Origin of the sequence: Clostridium sp. 'deep sea', from assembly GCF_014931565.1 — a bacterium.
GTDB lineage: Bacteria > Bacillota > UBA994 > PWPR01 > PWPR01.
Map to the genome: position 1 here is coordinate 3,670,656 of NZ_CP063353.1, position 22,151 is coordinate 3,692,806.

Below are 22,151 nucleotides of genomic sequence, written 5' to 3' on the forward strand. Positions count from 1 at the left end.
GTGTTATACTGATTTAGAGATGTAATTATATACTCATAAAAATTTAATAGTGTTTGAAAGGGGACAAGCCAATGAAAAATTATTTAGAGATTGCAAATAGTTCGGTGCTGTATATTATAGTTATTTTTTTATTAGCACTTATTACTTGGCAGGCGATAGTGTACATAAAAATGGCCTTAAAAAGAGCAGATGAACTAGGTGTTTCGAGAGAAAAGCTTAAAAAAGCTGCTAAAACGGCTGCCATTACCAGTGTTGTTCCAAGTATTGCAATAATAATTGCTTTAATTACTTTAGCAACTGTATTAGGAACCCCAATAGCTTGGGGTAGACTTTCGGTAATAGGTTCGTTAACCTATGAGTTATTAGCTGCCAACTTGGGCGCAACAGCTGGGGGTGTTGAGTTAGGAAGTGCAGCATATGGTGCACAGTCTTATTTAACCTCTGTATGTACTATGACTATTGGCTCATTTGTAACTATTGGTTTAACTATTTTTATTTTTAAATGGTATAAAAAAAGCCTCAATAAAAGACTTGCAAAATCAAAAGACAATACCTGGAGTAAAATTTTAGTTGCAACAATTATAGTTGCCATGTATTCAAGGTTTATGGCAGAACCACTTGCCAAAGGTGGAACAGGCTTAATAACTATGGTTACCAGTGGATGTGCCATGGTTATTATTGGATTAATAATAAAGAAAACTGAAGCAAAATGGCTTAAGGACTTTGCGATATCATTTAGCATGATTATTGGCATGATTTCTGCTGTTGTGTTTTCAATGGCTTTTTAGGAGGTAAAAATAATGAATAAAAAGAGTTACGATGACAAGGCTCATAGTTTTGGAAGACTAAGTTTAACGTTAGGTTTTATTGGAACACTATTATTTCCTTTAACTCTAATATTTATCTTTGATGTGCCTGTATCAATACCTCATATTATTAAGGGTGCAGGCTCAATTTTAATGTTGATGTTGCCAGTTTCCTTAAGTGAGTTTTTAAGTATAGCCCCAATAATAGGTACATCAGCAATGTATATTATGGTCTTAACAGGAAACTTCACAAATTTAAAAATACCTTCATCAATATCAGCTATGGAATCAGTAGGTTTAGATCCCTCTAATTACACCGAAGAATCTGATATTGTTTCAACTATAGCAATGGCAACTTCCACGATTGTTTCAGAAATTATTATTGTACTAGGAGTATTATTAATGATTCCACTCTCAAAGCCATTGGCAAACCCAGTTTTACAGCCAGCATTTAGTAATATTATTCCTGCCTTATTTGGAGCACTAGGGGTAGGTATGATTTCAAAAAATCCCAAATTAGCAATTGTTCCTTTTACATTAGGTTTTGTATTACTAAAATTTGAGCTAATACCATCTGCTATAGTAATGCCTATCTTGATTCTTTTTGGGGTTATAACAAGCAGAATAATGTATAAGCAGAACTGGTTAAAAAAAGATAAATAGAGAGGAATAAAAATGATACAGCTACTTATAAAAAACGCTAATATAATTGATGGAACAGCAAATAAAAGCTATAAGGCAAATATAGCAATAGATAATGGAAAAATAATAGCTATAGATAAAGATTTACAATGCGAAGCAAAACAAATAGTTGATGCAAAGTCACAAACTGTAACCCCAGGATTCATAGATGTTCACGGACATACAGATATGTTTGCTTTTGTAGATCCAGAGTGTAGCGCCAAACTAAAACAGGGAGTTACTACCGAGTTAGCAGGTCAATGTGGTTTTACATTGGCTCCAATTAGTAATAATCACTGGGCTGAATTTTATGGTTATTATAGTAAACTAGGAGCCCCTCTTAATGAAAGCTTTAAACAATACACTAGCTTTCAATCATATTTAAATATGTTAGAGCAATTACCGTTAGGCATTAACTTAGGTTTATTTGTTGGGCATGGTACATTAAGAATTGCTGCTATGGGTTTAGATAATGGTAAACCTAATACAGATCAATTGCAAAAAATGAAAATACTATTGCAAGAGTGTTTAGAGAGTGGAGCATTTGGTTTGTCGAGTGGCTTAATGTATGCCCCAGGCTCATATGCAGATGAACAAGAAATAATTGAGTTGTGTGAAATAGTAAACAAGTACCAGGGGCACTATACAAGTCACTTAAAAAATCAGGGAAATAGCTTAGTAGAGTGTGTTAAGCAAACCATTAATATAGGCGCCAAAACAAAGATTGCAGTTAATATATCTCACCATAAAGCAGTAGGTAAAAAAAATTGGGGTAAAGTTAAAGAAACGTGTTCTTTAATAAATGAGGCCAACAATGCTGGTATTAAAGTGAGCCATGATACTTATCCTTATATTGCTAGCTCCACAACCCTTAGTGGCACATTGCCGCCAAGTTGTTTAAAAGATGGTGCAGAAACATTTTTAAAGCAACTAAAAGATAAAAAATATCAACAACAACTAAAAGATAAAATATTTAATCCAGATGAAGACTGGGATAACGATATAAAGGAAAATGGATTTAACTCTTTGTTGATTATTAGAGCTGCTCATACTCCAAAAGCAGTAGGCAAAACAATAACAGAATATGCCCTTAGTTTGGGTCAAGATGAGTTTGATACCTATGTTGAGCTATTATTGCAGAATCAGTTAGATGTCAGCGATATTTGTTTTTCAATGAGTGAAGATGATGTTGAATATTTATTAAAACATAAAAGCTGTATGATTTGCACTGATTCACTATATGTAGCAGGTATGCCCATGACTCATCCACGCTCTATTGGATCTTTTCCACGGGTGTTGGGTAGGTATGTAAGAGAAAAACAGAGCCTAACATTAGAACAAGCAGTTTATAAAATGACAGGTTTAGCAGCAGAAAACTATAACTTAACAAATAAAGGTAAAATAGCAGTAGGTTATGACGCAGATATTGTAATATTTAATAAAGAAAAAATAATAGATAAATCAACATTTAGTAACCCTATACAAGACAATGAGGGTATTAAATATGTAATTGTAAATGGTGAAATAGCTGTAAAAGATAACAAAACAACTGGCATAAGGTGCGGTAAAATAATACGCAGAAATAACTAAATAACAACAAAAAGTAAGGGATAGCTAATAACTATCTCTTATTTTATACAACCAATGGGGACAGTCCCCTTTGGCAAAAAGATGCGGTTATAGTATAATCTAAAGGGGTGATATTTTGGCTAGAAAAGCAAGACAAATAAGCAGTACAGGCTATTATCACGTTATGGTTAGAGGAAATAACAAAGAGCCTATATTTACCAAAAAGTCAGCAAAAATAAAATATATAAACTTACTAAATGAACATATGTTAAGCAATAATGTGCAATTAGTAGCTTGGTGTATTATGAATAATCACGCTCATTTAGTATTAAAATCAGAAATAACTGAGTTGCAAGAAACAATGAGCATTACCAATACCAAGTTTGCAATGTTATATAATTATATTAATGATAGAGTTGGTCATGTTTTTCAGGATAGATATAAAAGTGAGCAAATAGAAACAGATGAGTATTTAATGAATGTTGTTAGGTATGTACATAATAACCCTGTTAAAGCTAATATAGTTGATGATGCTGATGACTATGAGTGGAGTAGCTATAAGGAATATTTTAAAACAACTTCTTATATAAGTAATGAACAAAAGCAGTTTATATTGCAGTATTTTAACAAAGATAATCTCAGATTTACATTGTTTCATAGTACAGATGACATTAATATCTACTTAGATACCCAAGAAGACAAAGAGCTTTTTCTTATGAGTCGTGCTCAAAGTATATTATCAAGCTTTTGTCGCTTAAATGGAATAAGAAATGCCAAACAGTTGTATAAAGATAATGAGTTATTAGAGCAATTAATAACTGAGCTGTTATCAAAAACAAAACTATCACAAAGAGCAATTGCTAAACTAATAGGCACAAAAAGATACAAGGTAGATTCAGTAGCAAAAAAAATAAATACAGATTTAAATATTAATAACTAAACTATCAATAGGATGTATATATAAACTATTTAGTTATATGAGTTTTTGTAATTTTGTATAACTAATATGGCAGCAACGCATAGCATTTATCGAATGAACTAACAGTTATTATAAGGTGATTTATGAAAAAGAAATGGAGGATATCAATATGAAAAATATATACGAAAAGGTTGTTCAGTCAGCTAAGTTTATTCAAGATAAAACTAACTTTAATCCTAAAATAGCAGTAATACTAGGGTCTGGATTAGGAGATTTGGTAAATGTAATAACTCATAAGCAAATAATTGAATATAAAGATATTCCTAATTTTCCACAAGTGACAGTACACGGTCACTCTGGTCGTATGGTGTTTGGCACTATTAATGGTGTAGAAGTTATGGCCATGCAAGGTCGATTTCATTATTATGAGGGTTACACAATGAAACAAGTAGCTTACCCTATCTATGTAATGAAAATGTTAGGTATAGAAAAACTAATTGTTACCAATGCCTGTGGCGGTATTAACACTAGTTTTCAACCTGGTACCTTAATGATTATAAATGATTTTATTAATTTAGTTTCAGACAACCCTTTAATAGGAGTAAATGATGAACGTTTTGGACCTCGTTTTCCAGACATGACTGAGCCGTTTAAACTAGCGTTAATTAATAAAGCCAAAGCTATAGCAAAAGACTTAAATATCGATTATCAAGAGGGAGTTTATGCCGGCTTTATGGGTCCCTATTATGAGACAGCAGCTGAGATAAGGGCTATTGCAAAAATGGGTGCAGATGCAGTGGGCATGTCTACAGTGCCAGAGACTATAGCAGCAAATTACTTAGGTTTACAGGTATTAGGCATTTCCTGTATTACAAATATGGCAACAGGCATTCAAAAAGTAAAGCACAGCCATGAGCGTGTAGTTGAAACAGCTAAAAAGGCTTCAATAATTTTCTGCAAATGGGTAGAGCAAATTATTCAAGAAATTAACTAATAGAGGCTATTGTTATGAATATTGAAATTAAAAGACTAAATAGAAATATAATTGACGATATATTAAATAGCTTTGCAAAATATAGTATTAAAAGATCAAAAGCATATTACGATAAATGTTTAGCTGAGCAAAAAGAGACTGTTTTATTGCCTATATTCAAGATGAAGTAGTAGGTACTATTCATTTAATTTATAAAAGCAAATATGCCTCCTTTAGAGAAAACAGTATTCCAGAAAACTAGTTTTTAACTATGATAAGTTATTCAGTTACTTCGACATCAGTTAATTGTAAAAAATGGTATATTAATAAAGTAATAAGGTGTTTCACTAATTTTAGTGGAATGCTTTTTTATTAACTAAAAGGGGTACTAAAAATGAACTACATAATTGAACCACAAAATAATAAAGCTACATTAGGTTGCGATACACTTTATTGCACAAATAAAGAGTCTTGTAATATTGTTTGTACTGGCTACAACAACATGAACCTTCGACCATAGGGGACTGTCCCCATTGGCTGAAGAGGGGGTAAAAATTAAGTGTATTCAACCATAGGGGACTGTCCCTAATGGTTGAATGGGTTTAGTTAGTATGAGGGGGGTGAGTAATAATGTTATTCTTAGTGAAAGCTCAAATTTATGATGATGTTAAAGATTGTGTTAGGTGTACAGGTGTAAATCATTGTTATGACAGATGTTTTACAAAATAGTATTATCTTGTAGTATTTAGAAAAATGGAATATAATGTAGGTAATAGCTAACAATGGCTAAATGATTATTTGGAGGTGTAATTTGGAAGGTTATTGATAAAGTATAAGATATTCTCAGTGCTTAGGTGGTAAATAAAAGTGTATTATTATGATAAAAACAATAAATATCTATAAAGTATATAACTGTTTATGTCTTGTAAGTAAATAAGCTAAGCATGTATTATTGAAATTTAATTATTAAATCAGGAGGAACCTTTATGACTTTTTTAGTTAGCCCATTAAATAAACAGCCAATTGATTTGCCAGACTGCGACCCTTGGACCTGCCCTAAATTTTGTTTAGTGTGTCCAAGAAATTCATAAAAAGCATTTATCTAAAAGTATAAAATTATCATAATGTTAATATCGCAAGTTAAAACCTAAAGTATCAAGTTGCAATTAATACTTATTTTACAATCGATAATAATGGTAAACATTGATAATTAGCATATAAGGAGAGAATATAAATGCATTTTTTTATTAAGCCTAATAGTAAATCAATAGACGATGATATAAGTCATTGCAATAAATTCAGTTGTGTGCAAGTCTGTTCTGCATTTTTACAGGATATTAGATTATACTAAAGTGCATTTTTTCTTTACTTAAATTGTAAATTTTTAAGCAAGTTTAGTTAAGCTAAAACTAAAGTGTAAAGCTAAGCTAGGTTTAAAATATATGAGTAACCATTTTTAGTTGCTTTATTTTTAGTAAACCCTGCTTTTTCGAATGTTTTTTGTGAACCAACATTAAATTTGTAAATCTCCCTAATGGAAATTTGCTGATAACCTAGTGTTTTGGCTCTTTCAATTAGGGATTTTACAACTTTAAAGCCAATTCCTTTACCCCTGTAACTTTTTTCTCCAATCACAATAGGCATATCATTTTGCCAAAACGTAACATCTCCAATAGGTTTAAATCTATTATTCTCTTTTACTTCAATAAAATATAACTCTCCTATATTGTTTAAATAGTTATACATCTTTGTTACCTTTGTTAGGTCATATGGCTCTTTATCTCTATTGTCAAGCAGTTTTAAAGTAGGTAAGTCTTGATACCAGTGTAAAGCAAATTCAAAGTTATTATCAAATTTACGCAATCTAAGTTCTGAACTTATTACTATGATTTGGGGTTGATTAACTCCTAGTATTGGCATATTTTAGATCCTTTCATTTTTATGGCTATTATAGCATATTTATTTTACATTATTTAATTAAATATTTATTGCTGAATTAAAAAGTGGGTGTTATAATGAATCAATATATTAGATATAAATAAATGTTATATAAGGAGTTAGACATGAAAAAAATTGCTTTAATTGCTGTAACGATGGTATTAATTTTTAGTTTAAGTGCATGTAATAATCAGTCTACAGACACTTCTGTAGAAAAAATAGGCGAGATAATTATGACTGGTTCATCAACTTTAGGTCCTGTGGTAACTCAACTAATTAGTGAGTTTACTGATAAATATAGCACCTGGGATCAAGTAAATAGTGAGTTTCCTAAGGAGCCAATTAGTATAGTTATTAATGGTGGTGGCTCGGGTGCAGGAATTAAGTCTGCAATCGACAAATCTGCTAATTTTGGTTTGGCTTCTAAAAGTGTTTCTGAAGAAGAGCAGGCTAAGTTCGAGAAATATCAGCAGTTTAAGCTTGGTACAGATGCTTTAACTATTGCAGTTAATCCAAATAATAACGTATATAACTTACAAGAAGGTTTTACTACTGAGCAACTCAAAAAAATCTTTTCTGGTGAGTATAAATTATGGAGCGACGTTAATAAAGACTTGCCAAAAGAAGAGATTGTAGTTATTACTAGAGATATTGGTGGCGGTGCTCATTCTGTATTTCAAAAGAAAATAATGGGTGATGCCGAGGTAAGCGCTAATGTTATTCAATCACCTTCAATGGGTGCATTAGTTACTAAAATTATTGATAACGAAAACGCTATTGGTTATGCTTCATTTGGGGTTGTTAATCAAAATAGTGGTAAATTAATAGCTATGAATGTAGATGAAGTTGAGCCAAGCAAAGAAAATATTATCAGTGGTGACTATAAAATTTCGAGACCACTATTAGTATTAAAAAATGGTGAACTAAAACAGCAAGAACAAGCGTTTATAGATTTTTTAATCTCTGAGCGTGGTATGCAGGTTGTTACTGAGTTAGGGTTTGTTTCAGCCAAGTAATGTAAACTGCAATTATTTTGTAAATCTGTGGGTTTAATAAATCCACAGATTTACTATTGTTATAATTTAAGTTAGGTGATTATTATGAATAAGTACCAAAAACTGAATGCAATTATTCATTATGTTGTTAAGGCAGTTTCACTAGTTACCTTATTGCTACTTGCCTTAATATGTTTTTTTATTTTAAAGGAAAGCCTAGGCTTTGTGTTTAGTGGAAATATTAAGTCAATTTTAAGTTTTAGTTGGCGCCCTTTATCAAAAAATCCTAGCTTTGGATTACTATCGATGATTACTGGTACTCTTTATATTGGTTTACTGGCCTCATTATTTGCCTTACCAATGGCTATTGGCTGTGCCTTATTTATAAGTAGGTATATAACGGGTAGGTTGAAGTATGTGACTATGTCTATGTTGGATATGCTTGCTGGAATTCCATCGGTAGTGTATGGCTTTTTAGGTTTAGTAACTATAGTAAAGCTACTTGAAAAAAGTAAATTACTTACTACAGGCGAAAGTATTTTAGCAGCAGTGATTACTTTAACGATAATGGTTATTCCGTTTATGATTTCAAGCTATGTTAAAGCCTTTGATTATATTAGTAATAAGTACCTTTTGCAAACCACAGCTTTAGGTACAAGCCCTTGGTATAACTTAACTCACTTAGTATTGCAGGCCACAAAGGGGCACATCTTAACTGGCTATATGCTGGCATTATCTCGTGCTTTAGGTGAAACTATGGCAGTTATGATGGTAGTAGGTAATAGTACAATTGCACCTAAATTATTAGGCAAAGGTATAACTTTAAGTGGCTTAATAGCTCTAGAAATGAGTGGATCTCAATTGGGTAGTTTGCATTACCAAAGTTTATATACCGCGGGAGCTATTTTGATGTTATTTTTAGTTATTATTAACTACTTAATTCGTAAAATAGATAGAAAGGTAAATAAATATGAATCCTAAACACAGGCTATTTAAAGCCCATATTTTTACCAAACTACTTGCCATATTTTCATTTATCTTTATTATAAGTGCCGTACTATTTATATTTGCCTTAGTATTTTATAAAGCGGGCAGTAGCCTAAGCTTAGAATTTATTTTTAGTAAACCTAAGGGTTTTCCTATAGGAACTAGTGGTGGAGTATTTCCAGCGGTTATTGGTAGTTTATACTTTACTTTTGTAGCAACAGTTTTTGCTACAGCTTTAGCTTTTTGTGTAGCTATTTTTTTGGAGTTTTATTGCACTAATGGTAAGCTAAAGCAGTTAATTAAGGTTGTAATTGGGGTAATTGCAGGAATACCCTCTATTATTTTAGGATTGTTTGGTTATAGTTTTTTGGTGGTTTATTTAGGGATTGGTATTTCTATTCTTGCTGGTGGATTGGTTTTGGGGTTAATGATTTTTCCGTATATTGAAGTTAAGTTTGAGCGTATTTTTAGTGATATAAATAAACGTTATGCTCTATACTCCTCTGCTTTAGGAGTAAATAATATTTTCTTTATTTTTAACATTGTTTTACCCGTAGCATGGCGTGATTTATTATCTACTATAAGTTTAGCATCTAGCTTAGCAATGGGTGCTACTGCTCCAATTTTATTAACAGGAGCTGTTTTTTATGCCTCCACAGCAAAGTCTATTTTGTCTCCCTCAATGGCACTGCCATTGCATTTATACTATTTAGTAGGAGAGAATATTTCAGTGCAAAATGCCTTTGCTACCGCCTCAGTTTTACTAATATTATTGCTGATTATTAATATATCAACTTATATTTTTAGCTACTGGAGAAGGGAGCGTTAACTATGGTTATAAAGGTAAATAATTTAACTTCATCTTATAATAACAAGGTGGTACTCAAAGATGTTTCTTGTACATTTCATAAAAATAAAATCACCTCAATAATAGGCCCCTCGGGTTGCGGTAAAACAACTCTGCTTTTAACCCTGGCTGGCTTAGTTAAACACATAGCCCACTACCATATGCAGGGCTCAATTATTTATAACAATAATAATTATAATGAAAGCAATATTAGTGATTTAATAGGTAAAACAGGCTTTGTTTTTCAACAACCAATGGCATTTCCTTTAAGCATTATTAAAAACCTAACATATGCCACCAAGTACTTAGGAAAAAGTAAAAGTGAGCGTGAAAAAATAGCCATTGCAAAACTAAAAGAGGTTAACTTATATAATGAAGTAAAGCAAAATTTAAATCTCAAAGCCAATAACTTAAGTGGAGGCCAACAGCAAAGATTATGTATTGCAAGAGCGCTTACCACTAACCCTAGTGTTTTATTATTAGACGAACCTTGCTCTGCTCTCGATGTTAAAAATACTGCAATTATTGAAAGTTTGCTTCTTAGGCTTAAAGAAAAATACTCTATCATTTTGGTAACTCATAATTTAGCCCAGGCAAAACGCATTAGTGATGATACGCTATTTTTTAATGAGGCACAATTAATAGAAGCCAATGATACTTATAATTTATTTAATAATCCTAAAAATAAAAAAACTCAAGACTACCTTAATGGTGATTTTGGTTAAGATTTATTTGATAGTAAAGTGAAAATAACTAAGCAAAAAACTGTAATACCAGTAGTTCTTGGGATTATAGTTTTTTTAAATTTGATAGACTAACAGTGTTAGTGTATAATTAAACTAACAGTGTTAGTTAAGTTGATAAAGAGGATATATACATGAAAACAAATCAAAGCAATACCAAAAGGCGCATAATAGAGTCAGCCATAAGTTTGTTTTATGAAAAGGGTTATGAACATGTTACAATACGCGAAATTGCCAAAGCAGTAGGTATAAGAGGTAGCTCTATATATAATCACTTTAATAGCAAAGAAAATATTTTAGAAGAAATTCTTAACAGCCATAAACAAAGATTAGCTGCTACTTATAATAATGAAAAGATTAAAACAAGGGTAAATCAATTACTAAAAGGCCGTGATCTTAATGTAATTTTAACTGAGTTGTTGAAAATTGCTCTTTTAGGACTACAAGACCCTCTATTACTTAAGGTTTTAAAAATTTTATCGGTAGAGCAACTAAAAATAAATATGGTAAGGGAGTATTTTTATAACTATTACCTATTAAAAGCAAGAGCTGTTTTTAAAGAAATCTTTGATATTATGTTAAATAACAACGTAATAACTTACACAGATACTGAGTTTTTAGCTCATGAATTTCATTCATTTATTATTTATAAGTTTTATGAGCATTACATGCTGCTGCAAAACTATAGTATAAATAATACAGCCATAACAACTAATTTTAAAAAGCATATTAGCTTTTTTGTTAACTCAATAACTTAATAAAGGGGTAAAAAATGAGCATTACTTTAAGTAAAAAAAGACCTAAACAGGCTAGCAGTTTAATAATTAACAATAGTACTAACCTAACCGCTATAGGTGCTGTACACATAAATATACCGTTTTTAGTAAACCATGTTGACTTTTTTACATCAAGTTTTAGGCTTGTATTAGACAATAAAGTAATCTATATTGATCCTGTTATTACAGCTGAAACACATGAGGCTGACTATATCTTAATTACTCATGTCCACCAAGATCACTTTTGCATAGATACTATTAAAAAACTAGTTACTAATAATACAGTGATTATTACACCCCAAAAAGCATATAAAAAACTAGTAAAAAAAATGTCTAACACTAAAATACTCTGCACAGAGCCAGGCAAATTATTTAGTTTTGGTAGTATAACAATTAAGTCAGTGGCTGCTTATAATAACAAGTCACACCTATTAACAGCCCATAAAAAGTCCCATAAATATGTTGGTTATGTAATTAGCTTTGCTGATTTTAGCTTATATCACGCTGGAGATACCGATTTAATTTCAGAAATAACAGAACTTAATAATATAACAGTGGCACTAGTACCTATAGATGGAGGTAAATTAACTATGTCTACTGCGCAGGCAGCTGAACTAGTTAATTTACTAAAACCTAAATATGCTGTACCTATGCACTACAATTTAGGAACAGAGCAACTGCAGGTATTTAAAGATCTTATAAATAAATCTATAAAAGTAAGTACACTAGATGGTCAAAGTTAAAGCCAAAATTATAAAAGGATAAATTAAGGGAAATAGAGAATTTATTATACAAAAGCCTTAGTACAAAATAAAAGGTGTGTATTATTATGATTCATTTTATTGAAGAGTTATCTATAAATGCGTGGCCATCTATTCATACTTATCATTACGATGGTTGGTTATTACGGTATGCCAATGGTTATTCTAAACGGGCAAATTCAATTTTGCCCTTGTATGATGAGGTCTATCAGTTGCCTAAAAAAATTAGCTTTTGCAGGGATTTTTATAATAACCGCAATTTACCTACAATTTTTAAGCTCACCTCTAACTTAAAACACCAAAAGATAGACCAATATTTATGTGCTAAACAGTATTTAAAGCTAGATGAAACTAGGGTTATGTTGAATGATATAAGTAATAAAAACTGTGTTAACAATGATAATATACTTGTGCAAAATAGCTTATCAACACAATGGATAGATAACTATATAAACTGTGCAAAATTAAATAGCTATAATGTGTTTAATACCCTGCAAAACATGTTAAGTAAGGTTGTAGGTGAAACCATATGGTTAACATACATTCATAATCGTTTTGCTGTTGGCTGCGGATACGGGGTTATTGATAGAGGTTATTTAGGGGTATATAATGTCTATGTATCAAAGCAGTTTAGAGGTAAAGGCTTTGGAGAAGCTCTTGTGACTCAGCTTTTTCACGAGGCCCAAAAGCGAAATATACATAAAACTTATTTGCAGGTTTTAATAAAAAATGAAGTAGCAAATAACCTCTATAATAAGTTAGGTTATACCGAGGCTTATAAGTACTGGTACAGAAGATCTTTTTTTGAATAAATGAGGTGAAGTTATGGGAAGAATTACAGCATTTTATGTTATGCCACATCCCCCTATTATATTGCCTGAAATAGGCAAAGGTGAAGAGCAAAAAATTAGTGATACAAGGCATGCCTGTGAGCAAATTGCTCTACAAGTTGCCAGCATTAAACCCACTACTATTGTCATAATAAGTCCCCACGGACATATGTTTAGTAATGCAGTTACGCTAGCCTACTCACAAAACATAGAAGGTGATTTTGGCAATTTTGGTGAGCCAAATTTAGGCCAACGTTATAATATTAATTGCACATTAACTAAAAATATATTACAAAGCGCAACTCAAAATAATATTGCTTGTGCTGTTTTTAATCAGCAAACAGCAAGCACCTACAGTCTTAATTATCGCTTAGATCATGGGGCTATGGTTCCACTTTATTTTATTAATAAGCAGTATAAAAACTATAAGTTAGTGCATATAACTTATGGTATGTTACCAAAATTAGAGCTCTATAAGTTTGGTGAAATAATTCAACAAGAGGTAGTTAATAGCAGTGAAAACGTGGTATTCATTGCTAGTGGAGATTTATCTCATAAACTAGCAGATAGTGGACCATACAAATATAGTAATAAAGGGGCAATTTTTGACCGTACCATAACTAATCATTTGCAAACAGGCGATGTGCAAGCTATTTTTAATATGAGTGACAGCCTTATAACTGAGGCTGCAGAGTGTGGAATGAGATCCTTTTATATTATGTTAGGTGCCATGAACGGCAATAGTATAAAAGGTAATTTGTTGTCTTATCAAAATACCTTTGCAGTGGGTTATGCAGTTTTAAGCTTTGACCTACAAGCTAATGGCTCAAATGCGTATTTACAACTAGTAAGTCAGCACAAACAGACTCAAAATAACAGAATAAGCAATGAAAGCATTTATGTTAAGTTGGCACGTGATAGCTTAAAACACTATTTAAACCATGGTACAAAAATAAGTATTCCGAATTATGTGTCTTCAAAAATGCTAAATTCACAACAAGGGGTGTTTGTATCACTGAAAAAGCAAGGTGTTTTAAGGGGTTGTATTGGTACATTTTTACCTACCACAGACAATATTGCGACAGAGATTATTAATAATGCTATTCAGGCTGGTTTACACGACCCTAGATTTAAAGAGGTTAACCTAGCTGAACTGCCCGAGCTAACTATATCGGTAGATATTTTAAGCAAACCACATACTGCAACAATAAACGAACTTAATCCATTAAAATATGGGGTTATTGTTAGTTGTGGGCATAAACGTGCTTTGTTACTGCCTAATTTAGAGGAAGTAGACACTGTTGAAAAACAGTTAAATATAGTTTTGCAAAAAGCAGGAATTAAAAAACATGATGACTATAGTATAAAAAAGTTTGAAGTGATAAGACATAAATAGGGGTTTAAAATGTTAAAGGAAGCTATGTTTTATGAACATAAAAATAACAGTATTCAGTGTTACTTATGTCCTCATAATTGTTTAGTAACAGCTAATAACTATGGAAAGTGCGCTGTTAGACTTAATAAAAATAATAAGCTAAACACAGTTAACTATGGAGAAATAACCGCAATTGCGATAGACCCCATAGAAAAAAAGCCACTATATCATTTTATGCCAGGTCACAATATTTTATCTGTTGGTAGTTATGGCTGTAATTTTAGCTGTTTATTTTGTCAAAATTACCAGCTAGCAAAACAACAACCAGCTAGTAGGTTTATTGAACCACAAAAGTTAGCTGAAATATGTAATCAACAGCACAATAATATAGGCCTTGCCTTTACCTATAATGAACCAACTGTTTGTTATGAATATGTTTATAGTACTGTTAAAATTATAAAAAGAGATTTTCCTCATTTAAAAGTGGTATTGGTTAGTAATGGTTTTATTAATCTAGAGCCATTACAAAATTTATTACCCTATATAGATGCAATGAATATTGACTTAAAAGCCTTTAATAATGAGTTTATGAAAGATGTTTGTGGTGGTAAATTAGAGCCGGTATTAAAAAGCATAGAGTTAGCAAATAAGTATTGCCATGTAGAGATTACAACACTATTGGTAAATGGCTTAAATGATTCTTTAGTAGAAATAGAAAAAATAGCTAAGTTCTTAAAGAATATTAATATAGATATTCCGCTTCATTTAACACGTTATTTTCCAAATTATAAGCTTAACATACCAGCTACAGATTTAAATGTATTAATAAATAGCAAACAAACAGCCTTAAAATATCTCAACTATGTTTATATAGGTAATGTTGCTAATATAAATAACTCTACTTATTGCCCTAAATGCGGAGAGTTAATTATTGAAAGAGACCTTTATAATTGTAAAATTCATTCTGGAGTGGTTTGTAAAAATTGTAGTAATAAATTAGCAATATATTTTTAATCAATTAGGTTATTACCCTATGCACAGGGTAATAACCTTTTATATTTGATAGTATATTGACATATGTTATAATAAGCATGTGTTTAACATATAAACAAAAGTTAAGTAGGTGAGCATAATAACTAAAAGGGAACAACAAATTCTAACTATTATAAGAGATAATCCACTTATATCACAAAAACAGCTAGCAGAACAGCTGGGTTTAACAAGGTCTTCTGTGGCTGTTCATATTACAAATTTAATGAAAAAAGGGCTAATTAGGGGTAAAGGATACATCTTAAACGAAAACAACTATGTAACAGTAATTGGTGGTTCTAATATCGATATTATAGGTTTTCCTAATCAACCTCTTCGTGTAAAAGACTCTAACCCTGGGGTAGTAAAAATATCTGTAGGTGGAGTGGGCAGAAATATAGCAGAAAATATAAGCAGATTAGGTATATGTTCAAAGCTTATCACAGCAGTAGGAAGTGATTTGTATGGCAAAAAAATTGTTAATGAGTCTAAAGTTGCTGGCATAAATATGGATCATATTATGGTTTTAGAGAATGTTTCTTCTTCCACCTATTTATCAGTTATGAATAAAAATGGTGACATGAATATTGCAATATCACATATGGAAGCTATAGAGCATTTAGCCATAAGCTATTTAAAAAAACATGATTCTATTATTAAAAATAGTACATGTCTTGTATTAGATACTAATTTAACTAAAGATGTAATTGAGTTTTTAGTAAATAATTATCACTCAACAAACATTTTTGTTGACACTGTATCTGTGGCTAAGTCTTCAAAAATAAAAGATTTACTACCCTATATTCATACAATTAAGCCAAACAGATATGAGGCAGAGCATTTAACGGGTATTACACTTAACAATAAAAAAAGTATTTATAAAGCCCTAAAACATTTGCTTACTTTAGGCGTTAAAAATGTAGTAATTAGTATGGGTAATCAGGGTGTATTTTATAGCAATGAAAATGGTGAGGGACATGTACCTGTAACCAATGTTAAACTAGTTAACTCTACTGGTGCAGGCGATGCCTTTATGGCAGGTTTGGTTTATGGCTATCTTAATCATAAAAGCCTTAAAAAAAGCTGTGAAATTAGCATGGCAGCATCGGCTATTACATTAAGTAGTCAATTAACAATTAACCCTAACTTAAATATCAACACTGTTAAAAAAATTGTTAAGGAGAACTATTAAAATGATTTTAGAAATAAATCCAATTGTAAAAAAGGCCTTAGATAATAATGAGCCAGTAGTTGCTTTAGAGTCGACAATTATCGCACATGGTATGCCGTATCCTAAAAATGTTAATACAGCCTTAAAAGTTGAGCAAATTATTAGAGACAATGGAGCTATTCCTGCTACTATAGGCATTATAAATGGTGTAATAAAGGTTGGTTTAACTCATAGTGAAATTGAGTTTATGGGAAAATCCAACAATATATTAAAGGTTAGCAGAAGAGATTTGCCCTTTGTAATAGCTAAAAAACTAAATGGTGCTACAACCGTAGCTTCAACTATGATTGCCGCTAATCTAGCTGGTATTAAGGTATTTGTTACGGGTGGTATCGGTGGAGTACACCGAGGTGCAAGTCAATCTTTTGATATATCTGCCGATTTACAAGAGTTAGCAAAAACCAATGTTGCTGTTGTTTCAGCAGGTGTAAAATCTATTTTAGATATAGGTTTAACCCTAGAGTACCTAGAGACCTTTGGAGTAACTACTGTAGGTTATAAAACAGACGTATTTCCTGCATTTTATACAAGTGAAAGTGATTATAAAGTAGATTATCGTGTCGAAAATGCCCAAGAGCTAGCATATGCATTGTTTGCAAAATGGCAATTAGGTTTAAACGGTGGAATGGTGATTGGTAACCCAGTGCCTAAACAATATGAAATGAATAAACAAGAGATTTCCCAGGTAATAGAACAGGCATTGCTTAAAGCAAATGAACTGGGTATTAAAGGCAAAAAAATCACCCCATTTTTATTAGATGCTATTAAACAAATAACCAAAGGCAAAAGTCTTGAAACAAATATTCAATTAGTATATAACAATGCCAAAATAGGGGCTGAAATTGCTGTTGAACTAGCAAAATTACAATAATAAGCAGCTTGCTCATAAGTGCAAGCTGCTTGTGTTGTGCTTTCCTTTTAGGAATCGCGTGTTGTGTATTTAACTTGTTAAATACGTAGTGTACACACTTTGTGTGCGTGGTGCGCTATCGCTGTAATCGCGTCAGCAAAAACCGTAACTCACAGTTACCCAAACCGTGTTCCTAAAAGGAACACCCACCCCGCGAAGCTACGTAGGCGAGCCCAGCCCAAATCAATAGTATATTACTTAATTTTACTTGTCTCTAAAAGAGGTAAAAGTTGAGTAAAGTTGAAATATAGTTATACAATGTTTATAGGGAGTTGGTTTTTATGAATAATTTGGACTTATCTCAGCAATCTTTGCTTAAATCAATGAAACAATACTATAACGAGGGGCATACTAGGCCTTTAGAATTTAGGATTAAGCAGTTAAAAACCTTTAAAAATCTAATCTATAAATATGAAAATGAGATAGTGTTAGCATTGTATAGTGACTTAGCTCGGCATGAGTTAGAGTCTTACTCTGCTGAAATAGGGGGTATATACGGTAGTATTACTTATACTATTAAACATTTAGCAAAATGGATGAAGCCTAAAAAAGTTAAAACTCCACTTCACCAGATTGGCTCTAAAAGTTACATATATAGCGAGCCCTATGGAGTTGCCTTAATTATAGGTCCATTTAACTATCCCTTTAATCTTTGTATAGAGCCCCTAATAGGTGCAATTGCAGCAGGAAACTGTGCTGTCATTAAACCCTCAGAGCAAAGCCCTAATGTAGCTAAAGTAATTTGTGAAATAGTAAAAGAGGGTTTTAACAACCAGTATATTAGGGTAGTTGAGGGCGGTAAACAAGAAATTACACGCTTAATACATTCGCCTTTTGACTATATATTTTTTACGGGTAGTGTGACTGTTGGTAAAATAATTATGAAAGCAGCAAGCGAAAACTTAGTACCAGTTACCCTGGAGTTAGGAGGTAAAAGTCCTTGCATAGTTGCTAACGATGCTAATCTTGAGGTTGCAGTAGAAAGGATTGTTTGGGGTAAATTTTTTAATGCTGGACAAACCTGTATTGCCCCCGATTATTTATATATCCACAGTAGTATTAAAGATAAATTTATTTCATTACTTAAAGCCAAAATAACTAGCTTTTATGGCGCTAATATAAAACAATCTAAAGACCTTGCTCGTATGGGTTCTCAAAAACATGCTGAAAGGTTAGCTGTAATGATAAATACTGATAAACAAAAAATAATTTTTGGTGGAGATTATGATATCAATAGCTTGTACATTCAGCCAACCTTAATAGCTAATGTAACTTGGCAAGATGCCTGTATGCAAGAAGAAATATTTGGACCAATTTTGCCTATCTTAACATTTACAAACATTAATGAAGTTATTAAAACAATTAATAACCATGAAAAACCTTTAGCGCTATACTTATTTACAAAAAGTAAAGAGTTACAGACTCAAGTATTACAGCAAACAAGTGCTGGTGGTTGTTGTATTAATGATAGTCTTAGCCATTTTACATCTCATTATTTACCATTTGGTGGGGTTGGCAATTCTGGCATAGGAGCCTATCATGGCAAATACAGCTATCAAACATTTTCACACTATAAAAGTGTGTTAAACAAGTCTACAAGAATTAGAATGAAAATGATATTTCCCCCATACAGCCCTAAAAAGCTTAACCTGATTAAAAGGTTTTTGAAATAGAGCATGCAAATGAAAACAAAACGTACCTATATTAATAAAATTACAGCTAAAGATAAAATAGAGATAAGTAAGCTATTTAGTAATGAAGAGGTCAGAAAATACTTAGGTGGGCCAGTTAGTAAGCATAGCTTTAATAATTGTTTTAATAATATGTGTAATTCTAAATCAAATCATTACTTTGTAGTAAGAAGTAAAAATAGCCTAGAGTTAATAGGTTTGGTTTCTATAGATACTTACCATAACAACAAGAATAAGGAGCTGTCATATCAATTCTTACCTCAGTGGTGGGGTAATAACTATGCAACAGAGATTTTAACACCTATAATTAATTATGCCTTTACAAGTTTACACTTACCTGTGTTATATGCCGAAACTCAAACAAAAAATAAAGCATCGTGTAGCTTATTACAAAAATTAGGTTTTAGCTTAAAAGAAAAGCTTTTAAGATTTAATGCAGAGCAAGCAGTATATTGCAAGTATAATTATTTTAAAAAAACAAAGTTATAGTTTTAACTATTTTAGCTATAGCTTGTATTTACTTTTTAGCAACAACAACTGTTGAGTAACTAGTGGGGGTATAAGAGTCACCTTTAAAACTACCATAGAATTTCATAGTATTAAAGCCCGCCTTATTTAAAGTTTGCTGTAACTCTTGTTGACGTAAAGGAATAAGATTAATTACATTTTTATATTCTTTATGGGCTTTTAAAGTGGTAACAAACTTAATTTTTTTACTCTTGGGGCAATATTCATAGTTTCTAGTAAAGGTTAAAGCCTGTTCTTTATTTACGATAGTTGGTAGCTGAGTTATGTTATTATCTAAAACCCTATCAAAGTTAATAATTTGAATCAATAAAACCCCTTTAGTTTTTAGTAATTTATAAGAGTTGTTTATAAAATTTATGATTTCGTTTTTTGTATTTAAATGAACTAAAGAGTTACCAGTGCAAAGAAGAGAGCTAATTGAGTTATTATCATAATATTTATTAATATCTAACATACTAGCTTCAAAAAATTTTATTTTGAGTTGCTTTTGTTTAGCACTATTAACTGCTTTTATTATCATTTCACTCTCTAGGTCAAATCCTTCAATATTATAACCCTGTTTTGTTAAGGCTATGGCATCTATACCTACACCACAGGCTACATCTATTGCTAAACCCTCTTTAGCAATGTTATCTTGAATAAATTTTAGCTTATAAGCATTTAAGGGAAAAACTCCATCATAAAAACTGCTTAGATCATAGTAAAAGCTCATTTTATCACCCTAATATATAGCATTCCAACTTTATCACTAAAAATTCGTTTTTTGAAAGTAGCTAGGAATATTAACAGTTTTTAATACAAAATATATATAAATATTAATAATAATGTTATAAATTAGGGCAACTTATTGCTATATTTTATAAAACAGCTATAATAAAAGTTATTACATAAAAGGGGTTAAATAATGAGAAAACTTAAGTTAGCATTATTAATTGTTACTTTGTTATTTGTAGTAGTAGGATGTGCAGATAATATTACTACAGAAGAAATACTAAAGGATACAATTGCAAAGTCAAAAGATTTAAAGAGTGTGCAAGTAAATGCAATCAATGAGCAAACAGTAAAAATGAACTCTGAACAAGAGACAACAACTTCTACTATTTTAGCATTAAGTATCAATTATGAACAGCCAGCTGTATATCAAGAATTAGAATATAACAATAATAAAAAAGAAACAATGTATATAACTAAAAATGATTTATATGCACTGCGAAACAATGCACAATGGATAAAGGTAGAGAACTATGATGTAGAGAATTTTATGAAAACAATTAAAGAACTTAGTAATAATGTATTAGAAATATTTGTTGAATATACTGATGATGTTGAACTATTAAAAGAGGATAATCAGTATATCTTAAAATTGGATGGTTCAGGAGATAAATTTATGGATATTTTTAAAGAGCAATTAACTAAAACTATGCCTGTTGGTAGTAATTTTGATAAACTATCAGAAATTTTAAAGATTAATACATCTACTTATGAGTATGTAATAGATAAAAAAACAGGTCTCATACTAAAAACTATAATTGATATGGATTATGAATTAACCATTTTAAATAATACAATGAACTTCATTCAAAAGACAACTAGTGAGTTTAGCAATCATAATAAAGTGCCTAAAATTATTGTTCCACAAGAAATTATAGATTCTGCTATAACACAATAGTATTAAATTAAGCTAAGGAGAATATGAATTGAAAAAGCTTAAAATTGTTTTTTTAACTATAATTGTCTTTGTGACTATAGCTGGCTGTGTGGGCACTAATAAAGAATTAACTGCTCAAGATATTTTGCAAGATGTTTTTAACAAAACTCAAAAGCTTAAAAGTTTTAGAGTGAATATTAGCGATGAACAGGAGAATTATTTAGATAATTTTAAAAGTACTAATTCCATAAATATTATAATGGAAATAAATAAGCAGCAACCTGCTATTCATCAACTTATTAAAGATTTACGAGCAGATAATGAAGTAGAGTTGTACATAAGCGAGAATGATTATTATGTTAAATGTGCTAATACTGAGTTTGCAAAAATAAATAATTATGACTTTAATAAAAAATATCAGGAATTTTTAACATTAAGCTTTGGCTTTTTAGATCAAATTGCTGAGTATAGTGATAACTTGATATTAGTGAATGAGGAAAATAGCTATATTGTAAAGCTGGATGCAACTAGTAAGGATTTTGCAGACCTACAAAAAGAGTATCAAAATCAAATAATACTACCGTCTATGAAAGGCATAGAACCCTTTTTAAAACTAAATAAGGTTAATTCATTTGTTTATGAACTTACAATTGACCAAGAAACTCATACTGTACAACAAGCAGTAGTAGATATGGATATAGAGTTAACTGCTAAAAAAATGGCTTTAAAGATAAAAAATAAAGTATCATATGAGTTTAGTGATTATAATAATGTGTCTAAAATAGATATCCAGCAAAGCATAAAATAATTTTAATATATTAATTAACAAGAGCTGTGGCATAGAGCTACAGCTCTTGCTAATTTTAAAGTAAGTAAATTCTATTATTACACTTACAGAGTTAAAATAGCTATGT

24 protein-coding genes are annotated in these 22,151 nt (G+C 31.0%); 22 read left to right on the plus strand and 2 right to left on the minus strand.

Annotated features, from left to right (window positions below; genetic code table 11):
• Nucleotides 1-71 precede the first annotated feature (71 nt).
• The 7 genes from IMX26_RS16970 (at nt 72) to IMX26_RS18230 (ending at nt 5,468) form a co-directional block, all read left to right on the plus strand.
• A complete protein-coding gene (locus tag IMX26_RS16970; RefSeq protein WP_195159542.1) occupies nt 72-788 on the plus strand; it encodes a DUF5058 family protein in 717 nt (238 codons plus the stop codon).
• 12 nt (nt 789-800) lie between these two features.
• Nucleotides 801-1,469, plus strand: a complete 669-nt coding sequence (locus IMX26_RS16975) for a hypothetical protein (protein ID WP_195159543.1) — start codon at nt 801-803, stop codon at nt 1,467-1,469.
• A gap of 12 nt (nt 1,470-1,481) precedes the next feature.
• Nucleotides 1,482-3,077 (plus strand): D-aminoacylase, encoded by a 1,596-nt coding sequence (locus tag IMX26_RS16980; protein ID WP_195159544.1) that lies wholly within the window; start codon nt 1,482-1,484, stop codon nt 3,075-3,077.
• Between the two features lie 115 nt (nt 3,078-3,192).
• The gene (locus IMX26_RS16985; RefSeq protein ID WP_195159545.1) at nt 3,193-3,996 is read left to right on the plus strand and encodes a transposase; all 804 of its coding nucleotides are present in this window, start codon (nt 3,193-3,195) and stop codon (nt 3,994-3,996) included.
• Nucleotides 3,997-4,153: 157 nt separating this feature from the next.
• On the plus strand, nt 4,154-4,969 hold the full coding sequence (locus tag IMX26_RS16990; protein ID WP_347707917.1) for a purine-nucleoside phosphorylase: 816 nt from the start codon (nt 4,154-4,156) through the stop codon (nt 4,967-4,969).
• 14 nt (nt 4,970-4,983) lie between these two features.
• On the plus strand, nt 4,984-5,139 hold the full coding sequence (locus tag IMX26_RS16995) for a hypothetical protein (RefSeq protein WP_195159547.1): 156 nt from the start codon (nt 4,984-4,986) through the stop codon (nt 5,137-5,139).
• Nucleotides 5,140-5,342: 203 nt separating this feature from the next.
• Nucleotides 5,343-5,468, plus strand: a complete 126-nt coding sequence (locus IMX26_RS18230; protein ID WP_279324874.1) for a hypothetical protein — start codon at nt 5,343-5,345, stop codon at nt 5,466-5,468.
• A gap of 902 nt (nt 5,469-6,370) precedes the next feature.
• Here the strand turns inward: IMX26_RS18230 and IMX26_RS17000 are convergent.
• Complete coding sequence (locus tag IMX26_RS17000) at nt 6,371-6,868, minus strand: GNAT family protein (RefSeq protein ID WP_195159548.1); 498 nt, start codon at nt 6,866-6,868, stop codon at nt 6,371-6,373.
• A gap of 143 nt (nt 6,869-7,011) precedes the next feature.
• Here IMX26_RS17000 and IMX26_RS17005 point away from each other — a divergent pair, with 143 nt between their 5' ends.
• From IMX26_RS17005 to IMX26_RS17065, 13 genes are all read left to right on the plus strand, one after another.
• Complete coding sequence (locus IMX26_RS17005; RefSeq protein ID WP_195159549.1) at nt 7,012-7,902, plus strand: phosphate ABC transporter substrate-binding protein; 891 nt, start codon at nt 7,012-7,014, stop codon at nt 7,900-7,902.
• Between the two features lie 84 nt (nt 7,903-7,986).
• Entirely contained in the window at nt 7,987-8,862 is an 876-nt protein-coding gene (gene pstC, locus IMX26_RS17010) for a phosphate ABC transporter permease subunit PstC (protein ID WP_195159550.1), read from the plus strand.
• Nucleotides 8,852-9,697 (plus strand): ABC transporter permease subunit, encoded by an 846-nt coding sequence (locus tag IMX26_RS17015; RefSeq protein WP_195159551.1) that lies wholly within the window; start codon nt 8,852-8,854, stop codon nt 9,695-9,697. The genes pstC and IMX26_RS17015 overlap by 11 nt, the downstream gene beginning before the upstream one ends.
• Before the next feature lie 2 nt (nt 9,698-9,699).
• Nucleotides 9,700-10,440, plus strand: coding sequence for an ATP-binding cassette domain-containing protein (locus tag IMX26_RS17020; RefSeq protein WP_195159552.1), 741 nt, complete (start codon nt 9,700-9,702; stop codon nt 10,438-10,440).
• A 152-nt stretch (nt 10,441-10,592) separates the two neighbouring features.
• Nucleotides 10,593-11,216: a TetR/AcrR family transcriptional regulator gene (locus IMX26_RS17025; RefSeq protein ID WP_195159553.1), complete on the plus strand. Its 624-nt coding sequence runs from the start codon at nt 10,593-10,595 to the stop codon at nt 11,214-11,216.
• A gap of 14 nt (nt 11,217-11,230) precedes the next feature.
• Nucleotides 11,231-11,977 (plus strand): MBL fold metallo-hydrolase, encoded by a 747-nt coding sequence (locus IMX26_RS17030; RefSeq protein ID WP_195159554.1) that lies wholly within the window; start codon nt 11,231-11,233, stop codon nt 11,975-11,977.
• A gap of 86 nt (nt 11,978-12,063) precedes the next feature.
• Nucleotides 12,064-12,807 (plus strand): GNAT family N-acetyltransferase, encoded by a 744-nt coding sequence (locus tag IMX26_RS17035; RefSeq protein WP_195159555.1) that lies wholly within the window; start codon nt 12,064-12,066, stop codon nt 12,805-12,807.
• 13 nt (nt 12,808-12,820) lie between these two features.
• A complete protein-coding gene (gene amrA, locus IMX26_RS17040) occupies nt 12,821-14,221 on the plus strand; it encodes an AmmeMemoRadiSam system protein A (protein ID WP_195159556.1) in 1,401 nt (466 codons plus the stop codon).
• 9 nt (nt 14,222-14,230) lie between these two features.
• Entirely contained in the window at nt 14,231-15,214 is a 984-nt protein-coding gene (gene amrS, locus IMX26_RS17045; protein WP_195159557.1) for an AmmeMemoRadiSam system radical SAM enzyme, read from the plus strand.
• 109 nt (nt 15,215-15,323) lie between these two features.
• Nucleotides 15,324-16,421: a PfkB family carbohydrate kinase gene (locus IMX26_RS17050; protein ID WP_195159558.1), complete on the plus strand. Its 1,098-nt coding sequence runs from the start codon at nt 15,324-15,326 to the stop codon at nt 16,419-16,421.
• Nucleotide 16,422: 1 nt separating this feature from the next.
• Complete coding sequence (locus IMX26_RS17055) at nt 16,423-17,331, plus strand: pseudouridine-5'-phosphate glycosidase (RefSeq protein ID WP_195159559.1); 909 nt, start codon at nt 16,423-16,425, stop codon at nt 17,329-17,331.
• Between the two features lie 320 nt (nt 17,332-17,651).
• Entirely contained in the window at nt 17,652-19,043 is a 1,392-nt protein-coding gene (locus IMX26_RS17060) for an aldehyde dehydrogenase (protein ID WP_195159560.1), read from the plus strand.
• A gap of 9 nt (nt 19,044-19,052) precedes the next feature.
• Nucleotides 19,053-19,550, plus strand: a complete 498-nt coding sequence (locus IMX26_RS17065) for a GNAT family N-acetyltransferase (protein WP_195159561.1) — start codon at nt 19,053-19,055, stop codon at nt 19,548-19,550.
• A 28-nt stretch (nt 19,551-19,578) separates the two neighbouring features.
• Here IMX26_RS17065 and IMX26_RS17070 read toward each other — a convergent pair whose 3' ends face one another.
• Nucleotides 19,579-20,301: a class I SAM-dependent methyltransferase gene (locus IMX26_RS17070; protein ID WP_195159562.1), complete on the minus strand. Its 723-nt coding sequence runs from the start codon at nt 20,299-20,301 to the stop codon at nt 19,579-19,581.
• 192 nt (nt 20,302-20,493) lie between these two features.
• On the opposite strand from IMX26_RS17070, the gene IMX26_RS17075 reads away from it, so the two are divergent.
• Both IMX26_RS17075 and IMX26_RS17080 read left to right on the plus strand, forming a co-directional pair.
• On the plus strand, nt 20,494-21,258 hold the full coding sequence (locus IMX26_RS17075) for a DUF6612 family protein (protein ID WP_195159563.1): 765 nt from the start codon (nt 20,494-20,496) through the stop codon (nt 21,256-21,258).
• A gap of 28 nt (nt 21,259-21,286) precedes the next feature.
• Complete coding sequence (locus IMX26_RS17080) at nt 21,287-22,045, plus strand: DUF6612 family protein (RefSeq protein ID WP_195159564.1); 759 nt, start codon at nt 21,287-21,289, stop codon at nt 22,043-22,045.
• Nucleotides 22,046-22,151 lie beyond the last annotated feature (106 nt).